A 13206-nucleotide genomic window follows, 5' to 3' on the forward strand; every position below is an offset into this window, starting at 1 on the left:
CCGTGAGATTCAAAAGAGCTACCACAAAAAACGCCGTCAAACGAAATTGGGTGGCAACTGTGCGTGGGTTGACGGACCGGCTCTCACGAACACCGGCGCACCCGAAGGTGCCCCGCGCACAGTCGCCATAATGCAATGCAGCGGGCACAAAAGTGCTCGAGCAGAGAGAGGCTATGCGCGTCGTAAGAAAATACGGGCCGTCAAACCCGATCACGAATGAGTCGTGACAGGCGCGAGGATAGGGAGTGGGGCGAGGTCAGTCAATCGGCCTAAGGTCTGACGCAGGTGGTTTGTTTGTAGGTTTGTTCCGAAACGGACAGTTGCCGTGTGCGCAGATACCGATATGGAAAAGGGGACACCCATTAGCCGGTCCCGTCCTGATCAAGGTTCACAGCAGTTTCAGGACCAGACACTCACCAAAAAGCCCGGACACGTGTCCGCAATGCTGTTCACTTACGCCGATGTTTCAGGCATATCCGCAGTTGTGGCGAGGGAGCTTGCTCCCGCTGGGGCGCGAAGCGGCCCTGAATTGGGCCTGCTACGCAGTCCAGCGGGAGCAAGCTCCCTCGCCACAGATACTTCTCAGGCCTCCAGACTTCCTTAAGTGAACAGCATTGCAAACACTGTCCGGGCTTTTTACATTTCAGCTCACCAACAGCTGGTTCAACTCCCCAACAATCCCGTAGTGTCCGCATCAAACAGTTTTTTGGTCTGGTTGGCAGCAGGCGTCAGCAGGGCAAGTAGTTTGGCCTCGTTATACAACTGCGTACTGGCCAGGCTCTTGGGTGTCGGCTCAATCGGGATAATGATGTCCTCATTACCCGCGTCGTTTGCATGCAGCCAGATCGCCACAAAGTGCAGTGCCGAGACAAACAACACTCTGAGCTCATAGGATTTCCCCTGCAAACTCGCCGAGTTTTCTGCCAGGTTCAGCGCGCTGACGGTGGCGGGGGCCATAGCACCATGGTTCAGCGATGAGAACTCGACATTGCCGTGTACTTCGGCCAGTTCGGCATCGGCAATGGTTGTTCCATCGGAAAACACCAGGTAGTGCCAGTTACCTTGGGTGGCCGCTTTCAAGCCTTTACCCTGGGTCAGGTCTTCCAGGCTCAGTGAATAACCGCGGTAAGGCTCGGAGAGGCTGATTTTGCTCGGGACGGCATTTGCAAACTGGCGGTTGATGCCAAAACCTTGTGTCTGCAAGGCCGCTTGAAGAGCAGGACGCAGTGTTTGTACGCCGTTGGAAGGCGCCATTGGGTAAGAAAGTTTCATGCTGCCCTCCTAGTTTTTCCGGGTGAAGTAAGTGTTGGTCCAGTTGCCGCCGCCGTTGTATGAGCCGGGGAACGTATTTAATGCGCGCGTGGAATAGCCATAGATGGAATCTGCAACCAGTACATAGTTGCCGTTGGTCCCATAAAACGTCAGGAAGTGAGCGCCACCGCCATACCAGGCAACGCGTATGCCGATGGGTCTTCCCATGTTGATCTGGTTTTCGATGGCGCTCATTTGAATCGAACCCTGGCTCATGCTGGCAAAGCTTCTTGTGGTCCTGAGGGCTGAGTCCAGATAGCCATAAACGTTGCAGGGGCCTGGTTGGTTACAGCAGGAGTTCCTGTCGAGTTCATAGTTGGCGACGACGCATTGGGACCAGGACCCGGTGCCGTAATAGTTGCCAATAGACGCCGAAACCGCTGCCCAGCACCAGTTGGTTTGGGTTTGCCGCTGCATGCTGAAGCTGAGACTGGCAGCGGCCAACGCTGCTGGCTCTACCGATGTTTCGATATCGGTCAGTTCAGGGTTGATAAGGTGTTGGGACAGGCATTTGGGAAGTGCTTCGCCGGTGGCCGAACTTTTAAACTGTGTTTCTTCAGTCAGTAACATGATTCATCCTCCATGAATGAACGTAAGCGTCCAGCTTGGGTATATGTACCTAATTGAAATAAAACTGCTTTTTAGCGGGTGAGGTATCGGCTTGCGCTATTTGCCATTTTCGATGGCCTGCTCCGATCGGGTCTCGCTGTAACCTTAGGATGCAATATGCGTTAGCGCAAATTTATAATGCGTTAATGCATTTTCTGTGGCGGACGCCTTCGAGTTGAGAGGGCGCTTGCACTCCCTCGCCCCGGCCGGGGCGAGGGGCCGGCAGCATTACTCGCAGCCACAGTCTTTGGCGCTCGGCGCGGTCTCGTAACGATCGTGATGGCGCACCCATTCCATGCCGTGCTCTTCGTTGCGGCCCTTGGGCGTCAGGTCGAGGAAGTTATAGGCACCGACCAGCAAGTCCAGGCCGCGAGCGTAGGTGGAATAGGTGTGGACGATTTCCCCGGCGTCATTGCGATAAAACACACTCAGCCCCGGCAGTTCGCCTTCAGTGCTGGTGCTTTTTTCGTAGTTGTAGGTCGCGGTGCCGTCCGCGAGTTCCTGATCGCTGATGGTCACCTTGTAGTCGGCGTTGAAGTCGCTGCCGGCCGATGAGACCCATTTGAACTTCCAGCCCATGCGTTTGCGGAACGCCTGGAATTCTGCCAATGGCGCGTGGGAAACCACTACCAGTGAAACGTCGTGGTGGGCCAGGTGCAGGTTGGCGCCGTCGAAGTGGTCGGACAGAAACGAGCAGCCATGACAGCCTTCTTTCCAACCCTTGGCAAACATGAAGTGATAGATGATCAACTGGCTGTTGCCACCGAAAAGGTCGGCGAGGTTTTGCCGTCCATCGGGGCCTTCGAACACATAGTTCTTGTCGACTTTCACCCAGGGCAGTGCGCGACGTTCGGCGCTGAGTTTGTCGCGTTCCCGGGTAAAGGCCTTTTCGTGGATCAGATGCTGTTTACGGGCCGCGAGCCATTCTTCTCGGGACACGACCTTGTGCTGTTGCACGCTGTTCATGACTTTCCCTCCTGCGAGGTTGGCGTGTTGTGGCTTACACAGCCTAGTCGTTTGATCGACGCTGTAATCGACAAGCCGCTGATCGGTTGTCGCCGTCATCTGCCCGCATGACAACCTGGCTGAACGGCTGCCGATGGCGCCGGTCACAACCTATGAGAGGCCTCTCACTGTCTGGCTGGAGGTTGATATCGGATGACGGCTTATAACTGGGATTTGCTTGAACGAATGCTGCACGAAGTGCAGAACAGCGCCGACCACAGCTTTGCTCCGCGCGTCTATGCCGAGCAGCATGCGGCAGAGAAGGCGGCAGAGGGTGAGCCCATCGGCAATCTGGATGAGCTGAAAGTGACCGCCACCGAATATGAAAAGCTCCTGCTCGACCGTGGCTATATCGAGTCCCGCCCCGAGGACGAAGGTGGTAACGGCGAGAACTTCATCCTGACACCGCGCGGTTCGAGCCTGCTGTACATGATCGACAGCAGCAGTGCGGGCAATGATCATTCACGGCAGGTGCTCGACGAGCAGGTGGATGCATTGGACCCGGCGACCTTTGATGAGGTGGCGTCTAAAGCGCAGATCGCTTAAGAGGCTCCTGCGACCTTCAAGCACTTCAATGCGCTGAAATCGCTGCGCATCTTGTCGATTTTTTTCAGCAAGTGCTGACGTTGATCGGCGGTACTGTCGGCCATCAGGTCGACAATCAGGCTGCGTGCCTGGGCTTCGGTGTTGCTGTAAGCCTGGCGATAGGCCGGGGTCCATAAGGTCTCGCGATCGACCAGCAGGGTTTCGATGCGTTGCGCAAAGTCGCTGCTGTGGCGTTGTTCCACTGCTGCGCTGAACAGTGCCTGCCAATGAGCGCGGTTGGCGAGCCATTGCTGATTTTGCTCGCCCAGCGCGTTGGCCCAGGCAACAACGCGCTGCGCCTGAATAGTGTTGAGCGGGCCAAGCCAGTCGCCCAGGCGTTTATCCATCCGCTCGATGCGATGTTTGATCTGTTGTGCCAGCGGTGCTTTGAGGTATTTCTCCTGATGCACGCGCTGGTCTTTGGCGAAGGCCTGTTTCATCTCGTTGACCTGCTGGTCATTCAAGCCTTGCAACAACTCGACCGCCGACGGGGTGATTTCCCGGGCGGTCTGGGCAATGGCTTGCTTGGCTTCCAGGATGCGGGCTTGCAGTGCGGCGTCTGTGACTTGATTGGTTTCGACCATCTGCTGCAAACGGTCGAGCCAGTCGACGTAGCCGGGTATTTGTGTGGAGCAATGCCAACTGAGGTGTTCCTTGAGACGTTCGCTGAGCCAGCCTTTCTGCTCGCTGTTCATGTCCAGGTAGTCGTTGAGCGTCCAGGGAATGATGATGTCGAGATTGCGATAGGCCAGGCTCACTCGGTTGCAGGCCGGTAGCGAGAGACACAGGGTCAGGAACAGGGCCAGGTGTTTCAACCAGCGCGACATGAGCCAATCCTTGCAAGGGCGTAGTTCTGGTATCTGAATGCAGGATGGACCCGGCTGTTCAGCTGATCAAATCGAACGCACGTTTGGTCTTGAAGGGTGTGGCAGGGGAGGAGGGTTCCAGTCCTAGCGCTTCGAAGCTCAAAGCGCTTAGGGACCAGGGTGACGCGAGGGGGGGTATTACTTTTTGCCCAGGGTGATCTGTTTGGACGGGCCGAATGTCTGGCCGCTGACGCCTTTGGCAATTTGCTGGATCTCGCCGCCGGACTTGAGGAAAGCAGCAATCTGGTTGTTGATCGATTCGCTGGTTTCAACGGCTGGAGCTGGCTTTGCTTTGCTGTTGGATGCTTTTACACGCATGGCGGCCATTAACCTGTAGAAAATTAACTTGGCCAGGCATCGTACAGGAAATACTTGACAATTGCTTGGTAAATATCTGCCTGAAATAACCGGGGGCGGGTGTCGATTATTCATAAGTTACTGTTCGCAATAATCACCTAAGCTGCTGTTTTGAATAAGAACGCAGGCCTGAAAAGTACCGTGTATGGCTTACCGATATCAGCAGAAAACCGTCTGGACGGTCTGACGAGCGGGCTCTGCTCTGGTGCAAAACCCAGGAAAAATGAGCCTTGCAGCGGATTTTTCTTCGCAAGCCTGCCAGTCACCTAACAGCACCGGCAAAACCGGGTAGAATGGCGCCCAAGCAATGAGGGTATTGGAAATGGCTTTAGTCGGGCGCTACAACAGCTTGCAAGTGGTTAAACACACTAACTTTGGTTTATATCTGGACGGTGGCGCGGATGGCGAAATCCTTCTGCCGAATCGTTATATCCCCAAAGATATTCCCAGCGAAGATGAAGATTGGCTGAACGTTTTTGTTTATCTGGACAGCGATGACAAACTCATCGCAACTACCGAAAAACCGAAAGTTCAGGTCGGTGATTTCGCCAGTCTTAAAGTCGTTGAAGTCAACAGCATCGGTGTGTTTCTCGACTGGGGTCTGCCCAAGGACCTGCTGCTGCCGTATTCCGAAGAAAAGCGTCAGATGACCGCGGGCGAATACTGCGTGGTGCATGTCTACCTCGACAAGCACACCCGCCGTATTACCGCGACCGCGCGTCTGGATCGCTACCTGGACAAAACCCCGGCCAACTACAAGCCTGGCCAGGAAGTTGACTTGCTGGTAGCCGAAGCGACCGACATGGGTTTCAAGGCGATCATCAACAACAAGCATTGGGGGTTGATCCACAAGAACGAAATCTTCAAGTTCATGCGTGCCGGCAAGGAAGAGAAGGGGTTCATCAAGGAGATCCGCGCCGACGGCAAGATCAGCCTGAGCCTGCAGCCCGTGGGCGAAGAAGCCGCCACCAGCCTGAACTCGAAGATTCTCGCCAAACTGCGCGACAACAACGGCACCTTGCCGGTCAGCGACAAGAGCGATCCGGCGCTGATCAGCAGCCTGTTCGGCGTCAGCAAAGGCAACTTCAAGAAGGCCATCGGCGCGCTCTACAAGAATGGCCAGATCGTCATTCATGCGGATCGCATTGAACTGAGTTGATCCGAGCTGACCAGACCTGACTGCCCCGGCCAAGTACCGGGGCATTTTGTTTTTAGTGAGTAACTGCCATGTCGTTAACCGTTCGCGAGGTTTCGCGGTGATTGCCACTCGGCGCAGCGCCGATGGTTTTGCCCTGCAAGTGATGCTCGGGTTGTGTCTGATCTGGGGTATCCAGCAGGTCATGATCAAATGGGCGGCGGCGGACATCGCACCCGTGATGCAGGCCGCCGCACGTTCCGGAATTTCCGCATTGCTGGTGGGTTTGCTGATCTGCTGGAAGGGCGGCTGGAATCAGGTTGGCAGCACCTGGCGCGGCGGTTTGCTGGCGGGCGGTCTGTTTGCCACCGAGTTTCTGTTCATCGCCGAAGGCCTGAAACTGACCACGGCGGCGCACATGTCGGTGTTCCTCTATACCGCGCCGATCTTCACCGCATTGGGCGTGCACTGGCTGCTGCCAAGCGAGCGTTTGCGACGGTTGCAATGGCTGGGGATTTTGCTGGCGTTTATTGGTATTGCCGTGGCCTTTGCCGGGGGCGTGTCCTGGGACAATCTGGACCGGCGGATGCTGCTCGGCGATGCGTTCGGCGTTCTGGCGGGGGCCGCCTGGGGCGCGACGACTGTGGTGGTGCGCGCCTCACGGTTGTCGGAAGCGCCGGCGACCTTGACCCTGTTTTATCAACTGATCGTCGGCTTTCTCGGCCTGCTGCTGATTGCCGCGCTAAGCGGGCAGATCACCCACGTCCACCTGACTAACGTGGCGGTGGCCAGCGTGCTGTTCCAGGGGCTGGTGGTATCGTTTTTCAGCTACCTGACGTGGTTCTGGCTGCTGCGCCGTTACCTGGCATCGAACCTCGCGGTGTTCTCTTTCATGACGCCGCTGTTCGGTGTCACCTTCGGGGTGTTGCTGCTCGGTGAGCCGTTGAGTGTCAACTTTGTCGTCGGTGCCGTGCTGGTGTTGCTCGGCATCACCTTTGTCAGCGCAGAACAGTGGGTGCGCCGTCGTTTGCGCACAATGCTGGAGCGTTGAGTGGACGCAGCAGCAAACCACCGGCTACCAGCAGGCCGCTGCCCGCCACCATCAACGCCGGTTGCAAGCCACCACTGAAGTGGCTGCTCAGCGCTGCCAGTAATGGCCCGCTGAGCTGACCCACGGCAAAACACGCGGTCAGCAGGCCGGCATTGCGCTGGGTGGCCTGCGGCGCCAGTTCTCGCGAGCGCTGCATCACCAATTGCATGCAGGCCAGAAACGGCGTGCCACACAGAATCACCCCCAGAGCCAGACCTAGACCGCTGCCCAGCAGGCAAGCGAAGACCCCGGCGGCTTGCAGCCACAACGTCGCGATCAGCCAGTGACGCGTGGCGTTGGGGTTATGCCGGCGCAAACTCACCAGCAGCACACCGGTGGCGGACGCCAGACCAAAACACGGCCAGAACAGATCGGCCTGCCATTGACCGTGAAAATGGGCGCTGGCCATCTGTGACAGGAAGGTCGCCGGAATGATGTAGCCCAGGCCGTACAGCGCGTAAATCAAACCCAGTCGCGGGATACCGGCACTCTTTGGAGCGCCGGCCGTGGCTGTGGCTGCCACGCTTGCAGTCGGTTGCGGCAGGATCGGCAGAATCACCAACAGCATCGCCAGGCCCACGCCGGCATACACCAGCCACAGGGTCGCAGAGCTTTGTCCCAACAGGTTCGAGCCAAGTGCGAGCAAACCCGTCAGAAAAATCCCCAGGCCCGGTCCGGCGAATACCAGTGCGCCGAGCCGTGGACGTCCGGCGGCCATCGCTAATGGCTGACTCAACGCGGTGATCATCACCAGCACCCAGGCACTGGCTACACCAGTACCGAAGCGCAAAACCAGATGCGGCCAGAAGCCCTTGGCCCAGAACGAGGCGAGGGTCAGTAGCACGCACAGCCACAAACCGCCGAGCAAGCGTCGACGGACTTGCTCGGGGCGATGGGCGAACATCGCGTCCACGGCACCGATGAAGTAGCCCAGGTAATTGGCTGCCGCAATCAGACCCGCGGCAGTCAGGTCGATCTGACCTTCGCTGAGCAAATGCGGCAGCTGCGGAGTGAGCGCAAAGCGCCCAATGCCCATGGCCATCATCAAGGCAATGAAGCTGGCGAGTAAGCGTATAAGCGGCGACATGGTCAGGATTCCTGCAGCGGAGCAATGACCGTCAGGCTAGGACTGATTGACTTTCTTTAAAAATGAATAATAGTGAGTAACTTGTTCTTATTTGGAGAATGATGTGGAATTCAGCCAATTGCGCATCTTCCAGGCGGTGGCCGAGGAAGGTTCCATCACCCGCGCCGCCGAACGCTTGCATCGGGTGCCGTCCAATTTGTCGACCCGGCTCAAGCAGCTTGAAGATCAGCTGGGTGTAGAACTGTTCTTGCGTGAGCGTCAGCGTTTGCAGTTGTCGCCCGCAGGCAAAGTACTGTTGGACTACACCGCCAAGCTGTTTGCCCTGCATGACGAAGCCCACGCAGCCGTGCAGGGCGGGCAACCGGCCGGCGATTTCGTGCTGGGCACCATGTACAGCACCGCGGCGATTCATCTGCCGGGTTTGCTGGCGCGCTATCACCGCACTTATCCGGCGGTGAACCTGCAAGTGCAGTCGGCGCCCAGCGGTGAATTGCTCGAAGGCCTGCTCACCGGGCGTCTTGACGCCGCGCTGGTCGATGGCCCGCTGCAACTGGCCGGGCTCGACGGTGTGCCGCTGTGTGACGAAAAACTGGTGCTGATCAGCGAAGCCGATCACCCGCCGGTGCGCAGCGCGCTGGATGTGCAGGGGCGTTCGGTGTTCACCTTTCGCCAGGGCTGTTCCTACCGGATGCGCCTGGAGGCCTGGTTCGCCCATTATCATGCGGCGATGGGGCGGGCGATGGAAATCGAGTCCTATCAGGGGATGCTGGCGTGTGTGATTGCCGGTTCCGGCGTGGCGCTGATGTCCGAGTCGATGCTGGCCAGTCTGCCGGGACGCGAGAGTGTGGCCGTGCATCCATTGGCCGAGCCTTTCGCCAGTGCCACCACCTGGCTGATGTGGCGAAAGGGTATGCTCGGCGCCAATCTCAATGCCTGGATCGAGGTGCAACAAGCGGTGTATGGGGTCTCATCTTCGGCGAACGATTGTGGCGAGGGAGCTTGCTCCCGCTCGGCTGCGCAGCAGTCGTAAAGCGTTTGGCGGGTTCAGCCCTAAAGGGTTGGGTGAATGGTTTTGGGGCCGCTTCGCCCGAGCGCGGACCGACCCGCGGGAGCAAGCTCCCTCGCCACAGTGATTTTGATGAATTCGGTAACAGATCTTTGCCTTTTGAGGCGAGCATTGCGTAAGACTTCGGACTACTATCTGTATGAAGCGTCTATAGAACCCGGTCGCTCAGCACTACCCTGAAGGGGGGGCACCATGAAAGAGAAACTGCAAAACTGGCTCCATGACCTCGGTGTCGCGCTTGGTTTGATCGAACCACCTCTGCAACCCGTGCCAATCCGCACCGACGATGAGCAACGCCGCCGTCAGCAACGCCGCCGGTAAACGAGGTAAGGCGTGAAAGGATCGCAGCCTTCGACCACCGCGTCGGAGGCGCGGCTGCGCTAGCTCACTTGCCTCAAGCGTGCTGTTGCAGCCACTGGTCAATCATCGTGTGCAACTTCTCCCCGGAAAAACTCCCGAAATGTCCGCCATGCACAGTGCGAATCGGCAACGAGCGCAAGCGTTGCAGGCTGCGGGCGTAATCCTCAAGGTTGGAATGATAGGCGTCTTCGACCAGCGGTCCGTCGTAGATGATGTCGCCGCTGAACAGTGTGCCAGTGGCAACTTCAAAAAGGCTGATACCACCCGGTGAATGACCGGGAGTGTGCAGCACCTGCAAGGTTCGATTTCCCAGGTCCAGCACGTCACCTTCTTCGATCAGCCCGGTGGCGGGTGCAGCTTTGACCCGGTATTCGGCGTAGCACAGTGGGCAATCGGGGTGGGCTTCGAACATCTCGTCGCCGACAAACGCCCTGGAAAGGGTGTTGTCGCCGTCGGGTTCGGCGAGGATCTGCGCTTCGGCCGGATGCACCAGCCGCTCGGGGAATTCGTGATGACCGGCGATATGGTCGAAATGGCAATGGCTGGCCACGGCCACCAGCGGCCGGTCGGTCAGCCAGGGCAGTTGCTCGCGCAGGCTGACCAGGCCCGAGCCGCTATCGAGCAGCAGGTCTTTGTCGCGGCCCTGAATGTGCCACAGGTTGCAGCGGTAGAACGGTTGTATGTACGGCTCGTGAATCAGCCGAATACCGTCGCTCAGGTGTTTGACTTCGAACCATTGGTCGCGACTGACGATTTTCATCGTGCTTTCCTCCAGGCGAAAAAAACGGGTGCAGCAACCGACGCTGCACCCGCCGAAGAAAAGGTTCAAGCCATTATTGGTTTCAGCTTATATCGCGTTCGCCACGGCAACCGGGCGAGGGGACAGCAGGCTGACCACGACGAAACTCACCAGGCCGACGGCCAGGCTGTAGTAGATCGGGGTGTTGGCATCCAGGCCATCCTTGAACATGAACACCAGGGCAGTCACAAAGCCCAGGCCCATGCTGGCGATAGCGCCGGAGGTGGTTGCACGTTTCCAGAAAATGGCCCCGATCAGCGGAACCAGCATGCCGCCCACCAACAGGTTGTAGGCCAGGGTCAGGGCACTGATCACGTCACTCACCACCAACGCGATACCCAGCACGACAATACCGGTCAGCAGGGTGAACAGCCGGTTGATGCTCAGGCTCGACTGTTTGCCACCGCGCAGTTTTGGCAGCAGGTCTTCGGTCAGGGTGGTTGATGCGGCGAGCAGGCCGGCGCTGGCGGTGGACATCATGGCGGCCAGGGCTGCAGCGATCACCAGACCACGGATACCGTCAGGCAAGGACAGTTTGACGATTGCGGCGAAGGCGTTGTTGACGTTGCCCAGGTCCGGGATCAGCACGTGTGCAGCCATACCGATCAGCGCACAGGCCAGACCGTAGAGGATGCAATAGAAGCCGGAGATAGTGCCTGCGTACTGAGCGACTTTTTCGTTCTTGGCGGTGAACACCCGTTGCCAGATGTCCTGGCCGATCAGGATGCCGAAGAAGTAGATCATGAAGTAGGTGATGATGGTGTCCCAGCCGATGGTGGTGAAGCTGAAGCTGGACGCCGGCAGTTTCAACACCAGCTCATCCCAGCCACCCACGCGGTACAGGCAGATCGGCAACAGGATGAACATCAGGCCAACGGTCTTGATCACGAACTGAACGATGTCGGTCAGGGTCAGCGACCACATGCCGCCGATGGTCGAATACACCACCACCACGCCACCGCCGAGTACCACTGAAATCCAGAAGGGCAGGCCGAACAGCACTTGCAGCACGGTGCCGATCGCGAGGATCGAGGTCACGCCGATCATCAGCGCGTAGGCCAGCATGATCACCGCACTGGCCTGGCGGGCCATTGGGTTGTAACGCTTTTCGAGGATCTGGGTGACGGTGAAGATCTTCAGTTTGAGCAGCGGCTTGGCCAGGAACAGGTTCAGCGCAATGATCCCGCAACCCAGTGCGGCGCAGAGCCAGAAACCGGAAATACCGTGGACGTAGCCCAGGCGAACGGTGCCGACGGTCGATGCACCGCCCAATACAGTAGCGGCCATGGTGCCCATGTACAGGGTTGGGCCGAGGTTACGACCGGCCACGAGGTAGTCTTCGTGGGTCTTGGCCTTGCGCATGCCGTAATAGCCCAGCACGAGCATGCCGGCGGCATAGATGAGTACAACGAATAAATCCAAAGCCATGAAGCGTGTCTCCGATTGTCTTTCTTATAAGAGTCTCGTAGGAGCAAGGCTTGCTGTGGCGAGGGAGCTTGCTCCCGCTGGGCTGCGTAGCGGCCCCAAAAATGCGACTGCTGCACAGTCGAGCGGGAGCAAGCTCCCTCGCCACAAACGTCCTGTCCCTACGAGTAATGCTTGAATCTGGCGGTTTGCACATGACCGCTTTAGCGAGCGAATCCGTGCCCGTACTGCCCGTGCTGCCCGAACACCGCCACTGGTGCTGGGAACAGGCTCGACAACGTCGGCAGTCGCACAACGCCTGATTGGCATTGCGCGATAGCTGCGGTTGTCCGGGGTGCAGAAAGCGAAACCGTTAGCGGTGCTGAAGCAGCAGGCTGGGGGCGCTGCCTCAGCGGTGCGCCACGCCCGGCAATACGCAGAGCATTTCGTACAGCAGGTTGGCGCCCAGCAACGAGGTGTTGCCGGTGGTGTCGTACGGCGGCGAGACTTCTACCAGGTCGCAGCCAACCAGGTCGAGGCCTTGGCAGCCACGAACGATTTCAATCGCCTGAATGGTCGTCAGACCGCCGATTTCCGGGGTCCCGGTGCCGGGTGCCCAGGCCGGGTCGATGCCATCGATGTCGAAGCTCAGGTACACCGGGCCACCGCCGACTTTTTCACGGACTTCAGCCATCAGCGGTTCCAGCGACTTGTGCCAGCACTCCTCGGCCTGAACCACGCGGAAGCCCTGTTTGCGGCTCCAGTTGAAGTCTTCGGCGGTGTAGCCCTGCGCGCGCAGACCAATTTGCACGACGCGGTCGCAATCCAGAAGGCCTTCTTCGACGGCGCGACGGAAGGTGGTGCCGTGGGCGATCTTCTCGCCGAACATGTGATCGTTCACATCGGCGTGGGCATCGATGTGCACCAGACCGACCTTGCCGTGCTTTTTGTGGATGGCACGCAGGATCGGCAGGGTGATGGTGTGGTCGCCACCGAGGGTCAGCGGGATCACGTCGTGTTCGAGGATCTCGTTGTAGGACTCTTCGATGATCCGCACGGCGTCCAGCAGGTTGAAGGTGTTGATTGCCACGTCACCGATGTCGGCAACCGACAGCGAGTCGAACGGTGCAGCGCCGGTGGCCATGTTGTACGGGCGGATCATTACCGATTCAGCACGGATCTCGCGCGGTCCGAAGCGGGTGCCAGCGCGCAGCGAAGTACCGATGTCCAGCGGAATGCCGATGAAGGCAGCGTCCAGGCCGGCAGCGGTTTGCAAGTGCGGGAGTCGCATCATGGTGGCGATGCCGCCGAAGCGCGGCATTTCATTGCCGCCCAGTGGTTGGTGAAGAATCTTGTCCACGGGTATGGCCTCATCATCATTGTTTTATTTATGGGGTTGCACCGCGCAAAGGGATCGCACGGGCACCTGTTGGACGGATTCTGCGAAATACGCTGCGGGAGAAGAATCGCTACCGGCAAATACTTAGTTCAGGTTTTTCTAAACTAATGGCCCCGGCAGCGATAGACTTCAC

At 58.4% G+C, this 13206-nt stretch carries 14 protein-coding genes; 5 read left to right on the forward strand and 9 right to left on the reverse strand.

Annotated elements, in window-relative coordinates:
- Nucleotides 1-663: 663 nt before the first annotated feature.
- The 3 genes from AO353_RS18340 to AO353_RS18350 all read right to left on the reverse strand — a co-directional run bounded on the left by AO353_RS18340 (nucleotide 664) and on the right by AO353_RS18350 (nucleotide 2886).
- Nucleotides 664-1272 carry a hypothetical protein gene (locus tag AO353_RS18340; protein WP_054596226.1) on the reverse strand — a complete coding sequence of 203 codons (609 nt, stop codon included), beginning with the start codon at nucleotides 1270-1272 and terminating at the stop codon, nucleotides 664-666.
- A 9-nt stretch (nucleotides 1273-1281) separates the two neighbouring features.
- Nucleotides 1282-1881, reverse strand: a complete 600-nt coding sequence (locus tag AO353_RS18345) for a papain-like cysteine protease family protein (RefSeq protein ID WP_054596227.1) — start codon at nucleotides 1879-1881, stop codon at nucleotides 1282-1284.
- A 267-nt stretch (nucleotides 1882-2148) separates the two neighbouring features.
- Nucleotides 2149-2886, reverse strand: a complete 738-nt coding sequence (locus AO353_RS18350) for a DUF899 domain-containing protein (protein ID WP_054596228.1) — start codon at nucleotides 2884-2886, stop codon at nucleotides 2149-2151.
- A 192-nt stretch (nucleotides 2887-3078) separates the two neighbouring features.
- On the opposite strand from AO353_RS18350, the gene AO353_RS18355 reads away from it, so the two are divergent.
- A complete protein-coding gene (locus tag AO353_RS18355; RefSeq protein ID WP_054596229.1) occupies nucleotides 3079-3471 on the forward strand; it encodes a hypothetical protein in 393 nt (130 codons plus the stop codon).
- On the opposite strand, the gene AO353_RS18360 is transcribed toward AO353_RS18355, so the two are convergent.
- Together AO353_RS18360 and AO353_RS18365 are read right to left on the reverse strand one after the other, a co-directional pair.
- On the reverse strand, nucleotides 3468-4337 hold the full coding sequence (locus AO353_RS18360; RefSeq protein WP_054596230.1) for a DUF6279 family lipoprotein: 870 nt from the start codon (nucleotides 4335-4337) through the stop codon (nucleotides 3468-3470). The genes AO353_RS18355 and AO353_RS18360 overlap by 4 nt on opposite strands.
- Before the next feature lie 177 nt (nucleotides 4338-4514).
- Nucleotides 4515-4703, reverse strand: coding sequence for a hypothetical protein (locus AO353_RS18365; protein ID WP_017337097.1), 189 nt, complete (start codon nucleotides 4701-4703; stop codon nucleotides 4515-4517).
- Between the two features lie 352 nt (nucleotides 4704-5055).
- Here AO353_RS18365 and AO353_RS18370 point away from each other — a divergent pair, with 352 nt between their 5' ends.
- Nucleotides 5056-5892: a S1 RNA-binding domain-containing protein gene (locus AO353_RS18370; protein ID WP_019692453.1), complete on the forward strand. Its 837-nt coding sequence runs from the start codon at nucleotides 5056-5058 to the stop codon at nucleotides 5890-5892.
- Between the two features lie 97 nt (nucleotides 5893-5989).
- The gene (locus AO353_RS18375) at nucleotides 5990-6919 is read left to right on the forward strand and encodes a DMT family transporter (protein WP_054596231.1); all 930 of its coding nucleotides are present in this window, start codon (nucleotides 5990-5992) and stop codon (nucleotides 6917-6919) included.
- Here AO353_RS18375 and AO353_RS18380 read toward each other — a convergent pair.
- Nucleotides 6867-8045: an MFS transporter gene (locus AO353_RS18380; RefSeq protein WP_054596232.1), complete on the reverse strand. Its 1179-nt coding sequence runs from the start codon at nucleotides 8043-8045 to the stop codon at nucleotides 6867-6869. The genes AO353_RS18375 and AO353_RS18380 overlap by 53 nt on opposite strands.
- 103 nt (nucleotides 8046-8148) lie before the next feature.
- On the opposite strand from AO353_RS18380, the gene ptrR reads away from it, so the two are divergent.
- A complete protein-coding gene (gene ptrR, locus AO353_RS18385) occupies nucleotides 8149-9075 on the forward strand; it encodes a putrescine utilization regulator PtrR (RefSeq protein ID WP_054596233.1) in 927 nt (308 codons plus the stop codon).
- Between the two features lie 228 nt (nucleotides 9076-9303).
- Nucleotides 9304-9432, forward strand: a complete 129-nt coding sequence (locus AO353_RS31865; RefSeq protein WP_009042667.1) for a PA1414 family protein — start codon at nucleotides 9304-9306, stop codon at nucleotides 9430-9432.
- A 73-nt stretch (nucleotides 9433-9505) separates the two neighbouring features.
- On the opposite strand, the gene AO353_RS18390 is transcribed toward AO353_RS31865, so the two are convergent.
- From AO353_RS18390 to speB, 3 genes are all read right to left on the reverse strand, one after another.
- Nucleotides 9506-10231: an MBL fold metallo-hydrolase gene (locus AO353_RS18390; protein WP_054596234.1), complete on the reverse strand. Its 726-nt coding sequence runs from the start codon at nucleotides 10229-10231 to the stop codon at nucleotides 9506-9508.
- Nucleotides 10232-10318: 87 nt separating this feature from the next.
- Nucleotides 10319-11698: a sodium:solute symporter gene (locus AO353_RS18395; RefSeq protein ID WP_054596235.1), complete on the reverse strand. Its 1380-nt coding sequence runs from the start codon at nucleotides 11696-11698 to the stop codon at nucleotides 10319-10321.
- Between the two features lie 385 nt (nucleotides 11699-12083).
- Nucleotides 12084-13034, reverse strand: a complete 951-nt coding sequence (gene speB / locus AO353_RS18400) for an agmatinase (protein WP_054596236.1) — start codon at nucleotides 13032-13034, stop codon at nucleotides 12084-12086.
- Nucleotides 13035-13206 lie beyond the last annotated feature (172 nt).

It is taken from the genome of Pseudomonas fluorescens (assembly GCF_001307155.1).
Classification (GTDB): domain Bacteria; phylum Pseudomonadota; class Gammaproteobacteria; order Pseudomonadales; family Pseudomonadaceae; genus Aquipseudomonas; species Aquipseudomonas helvetica.